Source organism: Mycobacterium sp. DL440 (assembly GCF_011745145.1).
Lineage (GTDB): Bacteria > Actinomycetota > Actinomycetes > Mycobacteriales > Mycobacteriaceae > Mycobacterium.
On sequence record NZ_CP050191.1, the window covers coordinates 5,513,225 to 5,529,111 of the forward strand.

Sequence of the window (15,887 nt, forward strand, 5' to 3'; positions counted from 1 at the left end):
AGGTCACATTTGGACGTCGGGTGGACAAGTCGGCGAAGTTGTCGCCTGAGTCAATACGCTGCGGGGTACGCTCGCGCAATGACGGCACGACCGGATAACCGGTACCCCGCACCGACGCTCGCTGATCGAGCACGATGGTTGCTGCATGCCAAGCCCGCTGACCACATGCTGGCACTTAGCGTCGCAACGGCTTCGCTGCCAGTGGTGGGTAAGCACCTGGAACCGCTCGGCGCCCTCACCGCCATGAGCGTGTGGGGGTTCCGTCACCTCCCCGAGTTCGTCACCTCGTCGGCGAAGTCTTGGCTCGCGCCGGACAACAACGAGTTGCGGCAGACGGAGCGGGAGCAGACCAACGCGGTCGCCCAGGAGGCACTGCGCGGCGTGGTCTCGCCCGCTGACCTGGCCATCGACTGGCCGGCCCCGGACAGCGTGCCGCCGTTGTGGCACACCCTGGAGTACCGGCGCGACGTGTACCGGACCTCGGTGCGCTACGGCGACGACCCGGCCCAGCTGCTCGATGTGTGGCGGCCCGCTGAACTTCCCAGCTCTTCCCCCGCTCCTGTGCTGCTGTTCGTGCCGGGCGGTGCGTGGGTGCACGGCGGCCGGATCCTTCAGGGCTATGCGTTGTTGTCACACCTGGCCCAGCAGGGTTGGGTGTGTCTGTCGATCGACTACCGGGTGGCCCCGCACCACCGTTGGCCGCGGCACCTCGATGACGTGAAGGCTGCGATCGCCTGGGCCCGAGCCAATGTCGACAAGTTCGGTGGTGACCGCAATTTCGTCGCTGTCGCGGGCTGCTCGGCCGGCGGTCACCTGGCCGCGCTGGCCGGGCTCACTCCCAACCGCCCCGACATGCAGGGTGATCTGCCAGAGGGGTCCGACACCAGCGTCGACGCAGTGGTGGGCATCTACGGGCGCTACGACTGGGAGGACCGCTCCACTGAGGAGCGGGTCCGGTTCATCGACTTTTTGGAACGGATCGTGGTGGGCCGCAAGCTCGATCGCCATCCGGAGATCTTCCGACAGGCCTCACCGATCGCGCAGATCCATCCCGACGCGCCGCCGTTCCTGGTCATCCACGGCACCGGCGACAGTGTCATCCCGGTGGCGCAGGCCCGCAGCTTCGTCGACAAGCTCAAGGCTGTGTCGCGGGCGGTGGTCAGCTACATCGAGTTGCCCGGCGCCGGACATGCGTTCGATATGACCGACGGGGCCAGAACAGGGGCAATGGCCACGGCAATTGGTCTGTTCCTCAACCAGATTCACCGAAACCGGGCGATGGACGAGGCTAAAGCGGTCATATAGGCGTTTCCACACCTGGGGAGGGATACCGTGAAGCGGTTGAGTGGGTGGGACGCGTTCCTGCTGTATACAGAGACGCCCAACGTGCACATGCACACGTTGAAGATCGCGGTCATCGCGCTCGAAGACATGGGTGAGCGGACTTTCGGGATCGACGAGTTCCGGGAGGTGATCCGCGGGCGGTTGCACAAGCTCGACCCGTTCCGCTACCAACTCGTCGACATCCCGTTCAAGTTCCACCACCCGATGTGGCGGGAGAACTGCGACGTCGACCTGGAGTACCACGTCCGGCCCTGGCGGGTCCGTGCGCCGGGCGGGCGCCGCGAACTGGACGAGGCCATCGGCGAGATCGGCAGCACCTCGCTGGACCGCAGCCGGCCGCTGTGGGAGATGTACTTCGTCGAAGGTCTGGCGGACGGGCGCATTGCGGTGGTCGGCAAGATCCACCACGCACTGGCCGACGGGGTCGCCTCGGCGAATCTGTTGGCCCGCGGGATGGACCTGCAGGACGGGCCGGAGCGCGATGACGACTCATATGCCACCGATCCCGCGCCCACCAAGAACGAACTGGTGCGCTCGGCGTTTGCCGATCACATGCGGCAGCTCGGCCGGTTGCCCGGGACCATGCGTTACACGGCCCAGGGGTTGGGCCGGGTTCGACGCAGCAGTCGCAAGCTGTCGCCCGAGCTGACCCGCCCATTCACCCCGCCGCCCAGCTTCATGAACCACATCCTCGACGAAAAGCGCCTGTTCGCCACTGCCACACTGGCATTGGCAGACGTCAAGGAGACGAGCAAGAAGCTCGGGGTGACGATCAACGATCTGGTGCTGGCCATGTCGTCGGGTGCGCTACGTGCGTTGTCCCTGAAGTACGACGGCCAGGCCGACCACCCGTTGCTGGCCTCGGTGCCGATGAGCTTCGACTTCTCGCCGGATCGCATCTCGGGCAACCGTTTCAGCGGTGTCTTGGTGGCGTTGCCGGTGGATGTCGCCGATACGGCCGAGCGCGTACAACGCGCGCATGACGCGGCCGCCCTGGCCAAGGAAAGTCATCAACTGATCGGTCCGGAACTGATCGCGCGCTGGGCCGCATACATGCCGCCGGCCCCGGTCGAGGCCGCGTTCAAGTGGCTGTCCCATCAGGACGGCCAGAACAAGGTGCTCAACCTCAACATCTCTAATGTGCCGGGACCTCGGGAGCGCGGCAAGGTCGGCGGTGCCACCGTCACCGAGATCTATTCGGTGGGGCCGATCACGACCGGCAGCGGGCTCAACATCACTGTGTGGAGCTATGTCGACCAGCTCAACATCTCGGTGCTGTCCGACGATGCCACGGTCGATGATCCGCACGAGGTCACCGATGGAATGGTCGAGGAGTTCCGCGAAATCCGCAGGGTCGCAGGACTTTCGGACAAGTTGACGGTGGTCGAGTCGGCAATGCCGCAGTAGCTTCTGCACCGCGAGCGTGCGTGTTTGTCTGCCGACACGCCCTGCAGCAGCGACAGTTGCCGCACCCTCGCGCATTCGCAGATCGGCCGGGGTGCCGGATAAGCCGGCCAAAGGAAAGGATTCCACCCATGGACATCGGGGACTCGAGCTCCGGCGATCTCGCCGAGCTGCAGGAGGAGATCAGGCTTCGACTGATCGCCGGGTTCTGGGACTACCGCGACTTGCTGGACTGGGTGTCCGATTCCGAAGTGCTGCAGCCTGACGACGCGGCGCTCCTGGTGGGATCGATGTGGGATGAGCGGGTGGCCGAGCAGGCCGCCTGGCTCGACACCGGTGATTACGGACGGCTGAAGGACGCGTTCACTCAGCTGGAATCGGAGGGCATCCTCGGTCGGATGTGCTTCTCCTGTTGCATGACCTGTGGCACCAGCGAGATCGATGACGAGCGCACCCTCAATCCGAATCCGCCGGACTGGTATCGCTACCGCGAGTGGGCCTACACCTTCTTCCACGAGCAAGATGCACTGCGGCTCGGTGAATACCCGCCGCAATTGGCATTGGGATACAGCTCTTTTCGTGCGCATCCCGACTTGCCGGAGGCATTGGTCCAGGCATCCTACGACGGCGACGAAGCGGCGACCGAGGAGGTAAAGGACCGCACCGACACCATGGTGGGGCAGCGAATCGTCGCAGTGGCCGAGAGTTTCGGTCTGACTACGTACTGGTCGGGGTCACGCCGCGAACGCATCGAAGTGGAGATCAAGGAGTGGCGCAAGCCGCTGTCACCCCGCGCGGCCGACGTGTCGCAGGAGCCGAACCGGAGCTGGGCGGCGCCGGTGCGGTGGCTGGGCAGTCTGTTGAAACCGCGTGGCGACAGTTTCTAGGGCCGAGGGCGCCCATCAGAGGTAGTATTTCTACAAATAAATCTTGGAGAAACTCCTCGGGAGGTTGCCGTGCGCGTCGAAGTCGACCTGGACCGTTGTGAAGGCAATGCGATCTGCGAGAAACTCGCGCCGCAGCTGTTTGAACTCGACGAGGACGACTACTCGGTCGTGAAGCTCGATCCGGTGCCGGCCGAGTTGGAAGCACTCGCCGCTCGTGCGATAGAGGAATGCCCGCGCGCGGCACTGCGGCGCGGCTGACCGGGTCCTCTATCTGCCTGTCGGTCAAATGGTCGATCCGCCTGCGCATCTCGAGTGAACTGGCTAGCCTCCGTGGCATGCCTGCCGCCGACATTGCTGACTTCATCGTCGTCGGTGCGGGTTCGGCCGGATCGATCGTGGCATCCCGGCTGGCGTCGGCAGGTGCCGATGTGGTGCTGATCGAGGCCGGCGGCACGGATCACCGGCCCGACGTCCGCGTACCGACCGGGATTGCCTCGCTCTACATGACGGCGAACTGGAAACACCAGTGCGCACCCGACCCGAGCAAGGGCGACATCGCCGAGCACTTCCCCGGTGGCCGCATCATCGGCGGCAGCGGGTCGATCAACGCCATGGTCTACGTGCGTGGACGCGCTGCCGACTACGACGGTTGGTCCGAGGCTGGATGCGCGGGTTGGTCGTTCGATGAGGTTCTGCCGCATTTCAAGGCGATCGAGAACTGGGTCGGCGGCGGTGACGAGTATCGCGGCGACGCCGGCCCGATTCCGGTGTCGTGGTGTGGGCACCACCATGCGGTTGACGAGGCGTTCATCGCTGCCGCCGCCGAGGCCGGACATGACCTCAACCCGGACCAGAACGGCCGGTCACAACTGGGCGTGTCCCGAACCCAGGTCAACCAGCGCCGGGGCCTGCGGGTCTCCTCGGCACGTGGCTTCCTCCGATCGCTGCCCCGAGATCGACGGCCGCGGCTGCTCGCCAGGACGACGGTGTCACGGGTACTCATCGAGAACGGTCGAGCCGTCGGCGTCGAGTGCGGGGGTCGCAAACTTCTTGCCCGCCAAGAGGTTATCTTGAGCGCGGGCGCCATCGGCTCGCCGGCGCTGCTGTTGCACTCGGGTATCGGGCCGGCAGGCGCCGTACTCGACCTTCCCGGCGTCGGCGAGAACTTCCAGGACCACCTGGTCGGCACTCAGTTCTGGGAATCGAAGGTGCCCACCGCAAATACGCTCGGCCCGATCGGGGCGCTGAGGGGTGTCGGCTCACTGCTGCTCGGCGGCACCGGCATACTCACCATGGCGCCGTTCGAAGCCCAGATTTTCACCGACGATTTCCAAATCGCGGTCAGTCCCATACATTACGAGCTCGACGGGAGCACGGGCCGCACGGCCATCGAGCGCATCGACGGGTTCACCGTCTATACCGTGCTCATGCATCCGGAGACCCGGGGCCGGGTCGGACTGCGCGACGGGAAGGCCCGGATCGAATTCGAGCGGTTGGGCGCCGGGGACGACATCGATCGGCTGCGCAAGGGGATGAGCCATGCCCGCGATGTCGTGGAGGGAACCTCGGCGATGAAAGGCATTGCGGGCGCGTACCTGAACACCGGCGATCAGGATCACGCATGGCTGGCCCGCCGGGAGACCAGCATCGGCCACGCGGTCGGCACGTGCCGTATGGGTACCGATGACGCGTCGGTCGTGGACCCCGAGTTGCGCGTGCACGGCATCGACGGGCTCCGCGTCATCGACGCATCGGTCATGCCGACACTGACCTCGGGCAACACCAACGCGCCCACCATGATGATCGCTCACCGCGCCGCCGATCTCGTGTTGCAGAGCGTCTGAGACGCCTTACTCCGGAGCGCGACCCGGTTCACCGGCCCGGGGCTGCGGCGAGCAGAAACTCGGCCAGCTTGGCACTGGCGGGCCCGAGCCGCGACTGATCGGCCGACGCGAGGTAGATGTCCCACATGATTGCTGGTCGTATCTCGATGGCCCGCAGGTCCGGGTAGCAGGCAGCCTCACTGGCGGGCATGACGATGGTGCCGAGGCCATGTTGGACCAGACGGCCGGCAATCGCATATTCGAGTGCCACTTCGTGCGAGACCCGCGCAGCCACTCCGGCGGCCGTGAACGCGGCGTCGACAAGACGTCTGAGCCCGAACTCGCGCGGAAAACCGATCAGATCCTCGTCGCAGAGCTCGGTGACTTCGACGTGAGTACGGTGCGCAAGCGGATGATCGGTTCGGCAGACGAACACCATGGGCTCCTGGCACAGCAACTGCATCTGAACACGGGCGGGGAAACGATCGGGGGCTGACACGAGGGCCAGGTCGAGCGACCCGTCGGTGATCGCCGAAAGATAGGCTATGGAGCCAATTTGGCTCTGACGCAACCGGATACGGACGAGCGGGTATTCGCGGTGAAAGTCACCGAGCATCTTGGGCACGTCGAGCGTGCCGAAGGAGATCAGCGACCCGAGGTCGACTGTTCCGGTCAGTTCCCCTTGGTACGCACTCACCGCATCTTTCGCCAGACGGGCGGCCTGGACCACCTGGCGGGCATGCTCCCGAAACAACTCGCCCGCGGGCGTGATCCGGATCGATCGCGGCGCAGTTGGCGCACGCATGCGGGGTCCGGGTGATCGGTACTGGCCGGCCCACGCATCGGCGCGCCGCGCTCGACCTGGGGGTCGATGTGTTCGTGGATCTCGAAGGTGGATGGGTCGAGGCGGTCGGCCAGGTAGATGTGGTCTTCGATGTGCTCGGTGGCGAGATCCTGGATTGCTCGACGCAATTGGTGCGCGCGGGCGGCACCTTGGTCACCATCGCCGAGCCGCCCCGAGTTCAGCCGGCGGATGCGCGTGCGGCCTTCTTCGTCGTCGAACCCGACCGGGCGAAACTTGCCGTGCTGGAGCGCAGGCTCCGCAAGGGCAAACTGCGGTCGATCGTCGGAGCGGTACTTCCGCTCTCGGATGCGGTGTCGGCGTTCAACCCGGCGAAACGCGTCGCGGGCAAGACGATCATCCGGGTGGTCGAGGGCAGCTGAAGCCGCGCACCGCGAGCGTGCGCACAATGCGGCCGTTTCGAGGCGTGTCGGGCGACAAACACGCACGCTCGCGGTACCCAGGGAGCTACTGAATCGGTTCGTCGCCGAGCACCGTGGTGCGCAGCATGTGCCGGGGAGAGTTGGGCTCATACGGTGCCGCGCGGTGCAGGACGCCCTGGTTGTCCCAGATGACGGTGTCGCCGACCGACCACTTGTGGCTGTACACCTTGTCGGCGGTGGTGGCGTGGGCGAGGAGTTCGGCGAGCAGGGCCCGACCTTCGTCGCGATCCATGCCGACGATGTAGTCCGCCGAAGCGCCCAGTACCAACGACTTTCGCCCGTTGCGATGCGTCCACACCAGCGGGTTCTCGTGGGTCGGCCGGGCCTTCCAACGGCTCAGCTGGTCTGCGGTCGGATCCGCATAAACCCGTCGCTGCGAGGCTTCCAGGGAATGGACCACCCGCAGCGCGCGGTAGCGCTCCTTCTCGGCCTCATCGAGTGAGTCGTAGGCGGCGTAGGTGTTGGCGAACTCGGTCTCGCCGCCCCGCGCTGCGACTTCCAGGGCGGACAGCACCGTGGCCTTTTGCGGGCATTCGTCGTGCATGGGAGTGCAGCCGTCGATATGCCAGTCGAAGGTGGCCTTGAGGTATTCGGCGGCCTTGTTCTTCGCCTTGTCCAAGGTGATCGGGTAGATGCCCGACACCGGGTGGTGGCCGTCGGCCGAGCGGTCGATCTCACCCAGGCGCAGCGAGAAGGCCACTTGGGCTTCGGGATCCAGGTGCAGGCCGTGAAACACCAGCACCCCGTTGTCCTCGAGGGCGTCCAGCACGGCGGCCCCCAGGCTGTCGTCGGTGCCCAGGCGTCCCGGGTCGACGCCGACAACCTCGGCGCCCACCGAAGCGGTCAGCTTGTTGATGGTCAGCACACTCATCGGTGCGTCCTCTCGGTGTTCAGTAGTGGTGACGGTGGCGGTTACGGCCGCGGTTCTCCGGTGCGGATCATGACGGCATCGGCGGAGTCGGTCGGGGCCGGTTGGTGCATGATCTCCACCGACATGGCGACCATGATCAGCGAATAGATCAGGTGCAGCAGGTTGAGCGCATCGTCGGGGATGTCGTCGAGCGGAAACTTGTCGCAGTACTCGATGGCCTCTTCGACGCGCGGGAAGAAGGCGTCGTAGAACTGGTGCATCTCCGGCATGGTGCTGGCCAGCCGTCGCTCCCAACGTTCGGTCTCCGTTGGCAGACACCAGATGTCGGTGTAGGGCTCCAACTCGGCGAAGGCACTGGGCAGTCGGGACGAGGTCATCGTCACACTCCTGCCGGCGCGCGGTCGCGCTGATAGGCCTCGACCCAGTCGACCGCCATCTTGTGCAGGTGGCGCACCAGGATCTCCTGGTCGCTGAGCGGGTAGTCGTCGATGACGTCGTACTCGAGGGCTGCCTGCGTGCCACCGAGCATGCCGGCGTCCTGCAGGGCGAATTCCTTGAGCACCACCGCGGCCACCTCGTGCTCGACGCGTTCCCGCACGGTGCGGGCCGGATGGAAATAGGTGAACGCTTCAAAGCGGTGGGTGTTGTGCGAGGTCGGCCAGTAGCGGTAGAGCAGGTACCAGCCGCCGTAGATCAGGATCTCCAGGTTGGGGAAGATCTGGAAGTTGCTGATACCCCACGGCTCGATGTCGCCCGGGTTGAGTCCGTGCATCGGTAATTCGCCGATGTCGGGGGTCCGCCACGGACCCACCAGGCCGCTTTGGGTGGCGCGCTCGATCGGGTACATGTACTCGGGCGCCAACAGCCAGCGGCGGGTGCCGGCCGTCGAGACGAGGCGATGCGGACCGTCGAGTTGAAAGTGTCCACAGGTGAAGCCGGCGTTGGGATCCCGTACCTCGGGCGGCACCTGCTGGGTGTGCAGCGACGGTACGTGGTAGTACTCCTGGAAGGCGTCGGCGAAGATTTTCCAGTTGCTGTTGTTGTGCGCCACCCAGTCGTATCGCTCGGTGAGTTTGCCGAAGGGGTAGTCGTCGAGGGCGGTGACCATGGGCCCGAGGAACTCGCGCAGGCTCTGGCGCGGTTCGCTGTCGAAGTTGACGAACACGAAGCCGGCCCACACATCGCAGTGCACCGGCGCCAGACCGTAATCCGCGGTGTCGAGACCGGCGAAGCGGTCCGCATCTGGCAGGGATATCAGGTTGCCGTCGAGACCGTAGCGCCATCCGCAGCGTCGGCACTCGAATTCACTGCCGGTGCTGCGTAATTCGGTGGCGCGGAACTCTGCCGGTACCAGTGTGTGTCCGCGTCTGCGGCAGAGGTTGTGAAAAGCGCGGATACCGCCGTCATGGTCTCTCACCAGGAGCAGCGACGCATCGGCCGCCTCGATCTGGCGGGTGATGTAACTGCCGACGTCGGGAGTCTCCTCGATCCGGCTGATGTTGAGCCAGGCCCGCTTGAAGACGGCCTCCTTCTCCACGGCGTAGAACTCTTCGGAGATGGAGTCCCGGAACGGGATCGCCCCGGTACCCAGATCGGGGTAGTGCTCGGTCCAGGATCCCTCAGCCGGCTTGGGCCACTTGATTGCCATGTGAACCTCCGTGTCACTAGTGCGTTTTGGGACTGCTTGGGCGGCTGGAGGCCGCTACATCACTGCGCCGCCATTTACTCCGAGGGTTTGTCCGGTGATGAAGCCGGCCTCCTCGGAGCACAGGAACCCCACGGCGGCAGCGATATCCGCTCCGGTGCCGAGCCGGCCGAGCGGGATATTGGCGGCGATGGTCTCATTGGGCGGCAGGTAGCCCGCGGCTTGCGACTGGTGCTGCATGGGGGTCTCGATACCCGAAGGTGGGATGTTGTTGACCGTGATGCCGTGTGCGGCGTACTCGCGGGCCAGCGATTTGGTCAGGGTCAACAGGGCGCCTTTGGAGGCGGCGTAGTGGGCCGCGAACGGTGTACCGCGCTGGGCGCTCGATGAGGAGATCATCACGATGCGACCCCACCCGGCATCGACCATGTCCGGCAGGGCCACCTGACAGCAGCGGAACGTTCCGCTCAGGTTCACCTCGAGCATCTGTGCCCAGGACTCTTCGGCGATCTCGGCGAACGGTGCGTATCCGAACATCCCTGCGCTCGTCACCAAGATGCCGACCGGCCCGAGTTCACTGCGGACCTTTCCGAAGGCCTCTTCCACCGCGGTTCGGTTGGTGATGTCGACGCCGACCGCGAAGGCGGTGACGCCGTCCGATCGCAGATCATCGGTGACACGTTGAGCGGCATCGGCATTCACGTCGAGCACGGCGACCTGATGGCCGCGCCGGCCCAGCTCGTGGCACGTCGCTTCACCCATGCCCGATGCCCCGCCGGTCACCACGGCCACTCTGCTCATTCGTAAACCACCTTCACTGTGCGGCTGGTGGGCAGTGCCTGGCACGTCACCACCCAGCCTTCGGCAACTTCGTCGTCGTCGAGGGCATCGTTGTTGAGCATGCGTGCGCTGCCCTCGACCACCTGAGCCATACATGTTCCGCACGAACCGGTTTCGCAGGATGACGGAGCCTTCAGGCCGGCCAGTCGCGCGGTCTGCAGCAGGGTGTTGCCGGCGCGGTAGGGCGCGGTAACGGTGCTGCGGTCGAGTTCGATCGTCACCTCTTCGGTGACCACGGGTTCGGCAGGGTCGGGCGGCGGGATCGTAACGACGCTGAACCGTTCCAGATGCACCTGCTGCTTGGGGATCCCGGTGTCGAGCAGGACGCGCTCGACGGTGTCCATGAACGGTGCGGGACCGCAGACGTAGTAGTCGGTATGAGCGTGGGTGCCGCCGGCCTCGATGAAGTCGGCGATGCGTTGCGGCGACACGACGCCGTCGAGGTCATCGAGATGGTGGTGGACCTCGAGGCGCCCGCTGTGGGCGTCGGTGAGATCGGCCAATGCATCCCGGAAGATCACCGAGTCGAGATTGCGGTTGGCGTAGAACAGCCGGGCTTTACGGGTGGTGGCGGCCAATGCCGAATGCACCAGAGCGAACACCGGGGTGATGCCGCTGCCGCCGGCGAAGGTGACGACGTCGCGCTCGGTGTCGGTGAGGACGAAACGACCCTCGGGCGGCGCGACGTGGAGAGCGTCGTCGACGCTCGCCGTGTCGTTGATCCAGTTGGAGACCAGACCGTCGCGATCGCGCTTGACGGTGATTCGCAGATCGGACTCGACGGCCGGTGAGGAGGACATCGAATAGCAGCGACGATGTTCCGCACCGTCGATCGTCACCCGAACGGTAACGAATTGACCTGCCGCATAACGGAACCTGTCCCTGCTCGGCTCGGGGATGTCGAGCACCAGTGACACGGCGTCGGAGGCCTCCTGGATCACTTGTTTGACCCGCACGGGGGTGAACCCGTCGGCGTCGATCACGTCGGCGGGTTCCATGCGGGGCGTCGTCGATGTCTCCATCACGGCCAACAGTATCAAGTACTTGTCATTAATCTCAAGTGCTAGATATCGGCGACGGCGTGGGGCATGGCCGAGTCCGTCAGAGACGCGCAGGCCGTTACGTCAGCGCTGCCATTTCTCCTGTCCGCCGCACCTCGATTACCCGTCGGTAAGTCTCAGGCTCTAGGCTGCGGTCTGACGCTCGCGGTGTTTGCGCCGCTCTACCTGCCGCACCACCCCGAGGACACCTTGATGGCGATCGCCGATGTTCCCGCCTATCTGCATCTGAGCAGTGAGGACGTCGACGAGATCGCCTATGAACTTGACGTGATCCGCCGAGACGTCGAGGAGTCGCTCGGGGCGGCGGACGCGGCCTACATCCGGCGGGTGATCCATTTCCAGCGGGCGCTCGACGTCGCGGCGCGGCTGATGATCGCCGGCAGCCGGTCGAAGACCGGTTGGTTGGTGGGAACGTGCGCGCTGGCATATGCGAAGTCCATCGAGAACATGGAACTTGGCCACAACATCTCCCATGGCCAGTGGGATTGGATGAACGATCCCGAGATCCACTCCAACACCTGGGAGTGGGACATGGTCGGACATTCCGCGCAGTGGCGGTACTCCCACAACTACCGGCATCACGTGTACAGCAACGTGCTCGGGATGGACGAGGACATCGGCTACCGCCTGCATCGCGTCACCACCGACCAGCCGTGGCGCTGGGTCCACTTGGCGACTCCGGTGCGAAACCTGGTGCTGGCCGCGATGTTCGAGTGGGGCATCGCCTTGCATGGCCTGCACTCCGAGCGTCTGCGAGACGAGACGTCAGACGGCCTCGCCGTGGAGAACAGGAAGTTCCTCGGCAAGATCGCCCGCCAGTTGAGCAAGGATTATGTGCTCCTGCCCGCTCTGAGCCTGCGTCGGTGGCGTCGGACTCTGGCAGCCAACATCACCGCGAACCTGCTCCGGAACCTGTGGGTGTACGTGAATATCATCTGCGGGCACATTCCCGACGGCACCGAGACGTTCGACCCGGCGGTGGTCAAGGATGAGACCAAAGGCGAGTGGTATCTCCGGCAAATGGTCGGGACGGCAAACTTCAACGCGAGCCCGCTGCTGGCGATCTCGGGCGGTCACCTGTGCTACCAGATCGAGCATCACCTGTTCCCCGACCTGCCGAGCAACCGCCTTCCACAGGTCAGCGTTCGCGTACGGGAACTGTGCGAGAAGTACGACCTGCCCTACAACACGGCATCGCTTCCGCGCCAGTACTTCCGGACGCAACGGATCATCCACGGGTTGGCATTTCCCGACTGGCTGCTGAGCATCGGCGGGCGACGCCGCAAATAGACCCGGCTGCTCGCCCCATCCGGAGACAGAGATCTCATGGGTCGATGTGATCGGAGTGCGGCGTGTGGCCCGTTCCCTGCTCGATCACCCGGCGCAGGAGTGCCTTCAGCTGCTCCTGCTCCTCGTCGCTGAGTACGCCGAAGACCCGCTCATGGGCCTCGACGGCATCGGCGACGACGGCCGAGGCCACCGCCCGACCTTCATCGGTGAGGAAGACCTGCAGGATGCGCCCGTGCTGGGGATCCTGTTTGCGCTCGACCAGACCCCGTTTCTCCAGCGCGGTGAGTGCGAGCTGCACGCCCTGCGGGGTGATCAGCAGCCGACGGGCCAACTCGGCGCCGGACAGGCCCGGTTGATTGGTCAACTGGCGCAGGACACCGATCTGGGCGGTGGTGACCCCATGTTCCTTGACCGACTCGTTGACCTCGGTGAGCGAGAAATAGAAGGCCTGTTTGAGCCACCACAGGGTGTTCTCGGTCAGATCCATCCTCGTCTCCTGCCACACGCGTCAACTCGACGCTAGCGCACCGTCATGTTTGACGATGTTTCCGTCCTTCATCACGAACCGGACATCGAGCGTCGTCGCGATATCGGTGCTGGGATCGCCCGCAACGGCGATGACGTCGGCCAGGTAGCCCGGGGCCAGCTGCCCCAGCTCGTCGGCGGCATCGACCAGGTCCGCGGCCACTACCGTCGCCGCCTGCAACGCCTGCATCGGGGTCATGCCCCGTTCGACAAGTGCACACAACTCCTTGGCGTTCTCGCCGTGCGGGACGGCTGGGGCATCGGTGCCGCAGGCGATCCGCACTCCGGCGGCAATGGCTTTGGGCAGCATGGCTTTTGCTCGAGGGAAGACTTCGAGTGCCTTCTTGCGGAGCTCCGGCGCGATGCGGTCGATCGCCATGGCGTCGGTGAGGTAGGTCGTGGAGACCAGGAAGGTGCCGTGGTCGACCATCATCTGGATCGTCTCGTCGCTGGCCAGGAAGCCGTGCTCGATGCAGTCGATGCCGGCGCGGATGCAGGCCTGGATGGCGGTGTCCCCGACGGCGTGGGCGGCGACCTTGACGCCGGCGCGGTGGGCCTCGTCGGCGATCGCGGCGAACTCGGCATCGGAGTACTGCTGTGCGCCGGGTGCCGTGCTGTGCGACATCACCCCACCGGAGGCCGATACCTTGATCAGCTTGGCGCCGTGGCGGATCTGGTAGCGCACGCACGCGATGACGTCCGGTACCCCGTTGGCGATGCCCTCGGCGACCGACAGCGGCATGACGCCGGGAGCGAGGCGCTGGAAGACCGTGGGATCGAGGTGGCCGCCATAGGGGGTGACGGCGTGGCCGGCCGGATAGATGCGCGGCCCTTGGTGCCAACCCTGGTCGATCGCCCGCTGCAGTGCGACGTCGAGCAGGTAACCGCCGGTCTTGACCATCAGACCTAGGTTGCGGACGGTGGTGAACCCGGCGTCGAGTGTGGTGCGGGCGTTGACCGCGCCGCGCAACGTCCGGTACGCCGGGTCGTCCTGTACGCCGTGCATCGGGGTCGGCAGGCCGCCGGGGTTACCCGGACCGCCGATCAGCAGGTTGAGCTCCATGTCCATCAGCCCAGGCAGCAGGGTGGTGTCCCCCAGGTCGACGACGGTGGCCGAATCCGGCAGTGGCCCTTTGGGGTTGATCGCGGTGATCCGATTGCCCTCGATGACCACAATCGCGGGGGAGTGGACCTGGCCGCCGGCCACGTCCACCCAACGGGCGGCGCGAAGGACCGTCGTCGCGACGTCAGCTTGGCTCACGGGACCGGCTCGACGACGCAGTCCAACGATGTCGCGCCGGAATCGGGTACCCGTGGCTGCTTCCAACACTCCACCGGGAAGGATACCGTCACCATCGAATACAGCAGGTGCATCAGGTTGAGCACATCCTCGGGCATGTCGTCGAGGCTGAACTTGTCGCAGTAACTGATCGCTTCCTCGGCCCGCGGCGTGATCGCGTCGTAGAACGCCTGCATCTCGGTCATGGTGCTGTCCATTCGCTTGCCGTAACGCTGTGGCTCACTGGACAGGCACCAGTCCGAAAACTGTTCGAGGTCGGCGAATTCGGCCGGCAGTTTCGTACTCATCGGTTCACACCCCCGCGGTCTTGCTCTGGTAGTCGTCGATCCATGCCGCGGTCTCCTTGTGCAGGTGCCGAAGCAGGATTTCCTGATCGCAGAGCAGGAACTCGTCGACCACGCGGGTCTCGATCGAGCTCTGGGTGGCCTCCAGGGTGTTGGCGTCCTGGAGGCCGTACTCCTTGAAGGAGACCGCGGCCAATTCCTGGCCCAACCGCTCCCGCGGTGTCCGCGGCTGCGGGAAGTACAGCGTGCACTCGAAGGTGTGCGTGTTGAAGGACGTCGGCCAGTAGTGGTACGTCAGGTACCAGCCCTGCCCCCAGAACAGAATCGTGAAATTCGGGAACAACTGGAACGAGTCCAACCCCCACGGATCGCATTTGGCGGGGTTGAGGCCGGCCGGCATCGCGCCGAGATCCGGAGCCGCCCACGGGCCGAAAAGTCCGCTCTGGCAGATGTCTTCGATGGGCTTACGCATCTCGTCGGCCATCTCCCAGGCCCGCACCCCGGAGGTGCTGACCAAACGGTGCGGACCTTCGATCCTGTAGTGCGGCGCCTCGAAGCCCGACTCGGCGGCAGCCTTCGAGTAGGCGGTGGGGGATTGGTTCGCGTGCAAGATGGGCGCGTGGTAGAACTCCTGGAAGGCGTCCATGTAGAGCTTCCAATTCGCCTTCACCTCAGAGCGATAGGTGAACCGCGAGGTCATCTTGTCGAATGGGTAGCCCTCCAGATCGGTGATCATGGGGCCCAGGAATTCGCGGAGCGATTGTTCGGGTGCTTCAGCATTGCTGGCGAAGTTGACGAAGATGAACCCTTCCCACACCTCGCAGTGGACGGGAACCAGGCCGTAGCGGCTCTTGTCCAGGTCGAAGAACTCGGCCTCCTGCTGGACGAAGTTGAGCTCACCGTCCAGGTCGTAACGCCAGGCGTGGTACTTGCAGGTGAACTGCCGGCACACCCCGCTGGTCTCCTCCAGGGGCATGTCGTCCCACACCAGCTTGTTGCCCCGGTGACGGCAGACGTTGTGGAAGGCCTTGACCTCGCCGGACTTGGTGCGCACCAGGATGATCGACGTGTTGGCGGCTTTCATCTCCCGGGTGAAATAGCTGCCCTTGCGTGGAAGTTGTTCGACCCGGCCGACATTCAGCCAGGCGCGTTTGAAGATCGCCTTGCGCTCCAGTTCGTAGATCTCCGGACTGATCGAGTCTTCATACGACACCGGGCCGGTGCCGAGCTCCGGGTAGTGCTGAGTCCAGCTGCCTTCAGCCGGCTTGGGAAATCGAGCCATGCCCGCTCCTAAAGAGATGTGATTCGACCGATGATGCCGACATGGGG

At 65.1% G+C, this 15,887-nt stretch carries 16 protein-coding genes and 1 pseudogene; 7 read left to right on the top strand and 10 right to left on the bottom strand.

Going from position 1 to position 15,887, the window contains the following annotated elements; genetic code table 11:
- The first annotated feature begins 78 nt into the window (after window positions 1-78).
- The 5 genes from HBE63_RS26890 (at window position 79) to HBE63_RS26910 (ending at window position 5,479) form a co-directional block, all read left to right on the top strand.
- On the top strand, window positions 79-1,305 hold the full coding sequence (locus tag HBE63_RS26890; RefSeq protein WP_166907781.1) for an alpha/beta hydrolase: 1,227 nt from the start codon (window positions 79-81) through the stop codon (window positions 1,303-1,305).
- A gap of 27 nt (window positions 1,306-1,332) precedes the next feature.
- Complete coding sequence (locus HBE63_RS26895; protein WP_166907783.1) at window positions 1,333-2,751, top strand: wax ester/triacylglycerol synthase family O-acyltransferase; 1,419 nt, start codon at window positions 1,333-1,335, stop codon at window positions 2,749-2,751.
- Window positions 2,752-2,879: 128 nt separating this feature from the next.
- Window positions 2,880-3,635 (top strand): hypothetical protein, encoded by a 756-nt coding sequence (locus HBE63_RS26900; protein WP_166907785.1) that lies wholly within the window; start codon window positions 2,880-2,882, stop codon window positions 3,633-3,635.
- A 69-nt stretch (window positions 3,636-3,704) separates the two neighbouring features.
- Window positions 3,705-3,893 (top strand): ferredoxin, encoded by a 189-nt coding sequence (locus tag HBE63_RS26905; RefSeq protein ID WP_166907787.1) that lies wholly within the window; start codon window positions 3,705-3,707, stop codon window positions 3,891-3,893.
- 77 nt (window positions 3,894-3,970) lie between these two features.
- Entirely contained in the window at window positions 3,971-5,479 is a 1,509-nt protein-coding gene (locus HBE63_RS26910) for a GMC family oxidoreductase (protein WP_166907789.1), read from the top strand.
- A 28-nt stretch (window positions 5,480-5,507) separates the two neighbouring features.
- On the opposite strand, the pseudogene HBE63_RS26915 reads toward HBE63_RS26910, so the two are convergent.
- A pseudogene (locus HBE63_RS26915) lies at window positions 5,508-6,242 on the bottom strand (LysR substrate-binding domain-containing protein); the annotation flags it as partial.
- 32 nt (window positions 6,243-6,274) lie between these two features.
- Here HBE63_RS26915 and HBE63_RS26920 point away from each other — a divergent pair.
- Window positions 6,275-6,682 (top strand): zinc-binding dehydrogenase, encoded by a 408-nt coding sequence (locus tag HBE63_RS26920; RefSeq protein ID WP_243858313.1) that lies wholly within the window; start codon window positions 6,275-6,277, stop codon window positions 6,680-6,682.
- Between the two features lie 85 nt (window positions 6,683-6,767).
- Here the strand turns inward: HBE63_RS26920 and HBE63_RS26925 are convergent, their stop codons facing one another.
- The 5 genes from HBE63_RS26925 to HBE63_RS26945 are packed head-to-tail and all read right to left on the bottom strand — an operon-like array spanning window position 6,768 to window position 11,120.
- On the bottom strand, window positions 6,768-7,613 hold the full coding sequence (locus tag HBE63_RS26925) for a TauD/TfdA family dioxygenase (protein ID WP_166907793.1): 846 nt from the start codon (window positions 7,611-7,613) through the stop codon (window positions 6,768-6,770).
- Window positions 7,614-7,654: 41 nt separating this feature from the next.
- Complete coding sequence (locus HBE63_RS26930) at window positions 7,655-7,990, bottom strand: hypothetical protein (RefSeq protein ID WP_166907795.1); 336 nt, start codon at window positions 7,988-7,990, stop codon at window positions 7,655-7,657.
- Between the two features lie 2 nt (window positions 7,991-7,992).
- Complete coding sequence (locus HBE63_RS26935) at window positions 7,993-9,261, bottom strand: aromatic ring-hydroxylating dioxygenase subunit alpha (protein ID WP_166907796.1); 1,269 nt, start codon at window positions 9,259-9,261, stop codon at window positions 7,993-7,995.
- Between the two features lie 54 nt (window positions 9,262-9,315).
- A complete protein-coding gene (locus HBE63_RS26940) occupies window positions 9,316-10,059 on the bottom strand; it encodes an SDR family NAD(P)-dependent oxidoreductase (protein ID WP_166907798.1) in 744 nt (247 codons plus the stop codon).
- On the bottom strand, window positions 10,056-11,120 hold the full coding sequence (locus tag HBE63_RS26945) for a ferredoxin--NADP reductase (RefSeq protein WP_166907800.1): 1,065 nt from the start codon (window positions 11,118-11,120) through the stop codon (window positions 10,056-10,058). Before HBE63_RS26945 ends, HBE63_RS26940 begins: the two co-directional genes overlap by 4 nt.
- Window positions 11,121-11,351: 231 nt before the next feature.
- On the opposite strand from HBE63_RS26945, the gene HBE63_RS26950 reads away from it, so the two are divergent.
- Entirely contained in the window at window positions 11,352-12,449 is a 1,098-nt protein-coding gene (locus HBE63_RS26950; protein ID WP_166910258.1) for an acyl-CoA desaturase, read from the top strand.
- A gap of 34 nt (window positions 12,450-12,483) precedes the next feature.
- Here HBE63_RS26950 and HBE63_RS26955 read toward each other — a convergent pair whose 3' ends face one another.
- The 4 genes from HBE63_RS26955 to HBE63_RS26970 are packed head-to-tail and all read right to left on the bottom strand — an operon-like array spanning window position 12,484 to window position 15,840.
- Entirely contained in the window at window positions 12,484-12,936 is a 453-nt protein-coding gene (locus HBE63_RS26955; RefSeq protein ID WP_166907802.1) for a MarR family winged helix-turn-helix transcriptional regulator, read from the bottom strand.
- A 21-nt stretch (window positions 12,937-12,957) separates the two neighbouring features.
- Window positions 12,958-14,235 carry an amidohydrolase family protein gene (locus tag HBE63_RS26960; protein WP_166907804.1) on the bottom strand — a complete coding sequence of 426 codons (1,278 nt, stop codon included), beginning with the start codon at window positions 14,233-14,235 and terminating at the stop codon, window positions 12,958-12,960.
- On the bottom strand, window positions 14,232-14,561 hold the full coding sequence (locus tag HBE63_RS26965) for a hypothetical protein (protein ID WP_166907806.1): 330 nt from the start codon (window positions 14,559-14,561) through the stop codon (window positions 14,232-14,234). Before HBE63_RS26965 ends, HBE63_RS26960 begins: the two co-directional genes overlap by 4 nt.
- A 4-nt stretch (window positions 14,562-14,565) precedes the next feature.
- Complete coding sequence (locus HBE63_RS26970) at window positions 14,566-15,840, bottom strand: SRPBCC family protein (RefSeq protein WP_166907808.1); 1,275 nt, start codon at window positions 15,838-15,840, stop codon at window positions 14,566-14,568.
- Window positions 15,841-15,887: the final 47 nt, after the last annotated feature.

Bases quoted from the DNA above. Each gene is read 5' to 3' on its own strand.
- HBE63_RS26930 (WP_166907795.1), bottom strand. From the start codon at position 7,990: ATGACCTCGTCCCGACTGCCCAGTGCCTTCGCCGAGTTGGAGCCCTAC.
- HBE63_RS26970 (WP_166907808.1), bottom strand. From the start codon at position 15,840: ATGGCTCGATTTCCCAAGCCGGCTGAAGGCAGCTGGACTCAGCACTAC.
- HBE63_RS26940 (WP_166907798.1), bottom strand. From the start codon at position 10,059: ATGAGCAGAGTGGCCGTGGTGACCGGCGGGGCATCGGGCATGGGTGAA.
- HBE63_RS26900 (WP_166907785.1), top strand. From the start codon at position 2,880: ATGGACATCGGGGACTCGAGCTCCGGCGATCTCGCCGAGCTGCAGGAG.
- HBE63_RS26890 (WP_166907781.1), top strand. From the start codon at position 79: ATGACGGCACGACCGGATAACCGGTACCCCGCACCGACGCTCGCTGAT.
- HBE63_RS26925 (WP_166907793.1), bottom strand. From the start codon at position 7,613: ATGAGTGTGCTGACCATCAACAAGCTGACCGCTTCGGTGGGCGCCGAG.
- HBE63_RS26965 (WP_166907806.1), bottom strand. From the start codon at position 14,561: ATGAGTACGAAACTGCCGGCCGAATTCGCCGACCTCGAACAGTTTTCG.
- HBE63_RS26910 (WP_166907789.1), top strand. From the start codon at position 3,971: ATGCCTGCCGCCGACATTGCTGACTTCATCGTCGTCGGTGCGGGTTCG.
- HBE63_RS26950 (WP_166910258.1), top strand. From the start codon at position 11,352: ATGGCGATCGCCGATGTTCCCGCCTATCTGCATCTGAGCAGTGAGGAC.
- HBE63_RS26945 (WP_166907800.1), bottom strand. From the start codon at position 11,120: ATGGAGACATCGACGACGCCCCGCATGGAACCCGCCGACGTGATCGAC.
- HBE63_RS26935 (WP_166907796.1), bottom strand. From the start codon at position 9,261: ATGGCAATCAAGTGGCCCAAGCCGGCTGAGGGATCCTGGACCGAGCAC.
- HBE63_RS26955 (WP_166907802.1), bottom strand. From the start codon at position 12,936: ATGGATCTGACCGAGAACACCCTGTGGTGGCTCAAACAGGCCTTCTAT.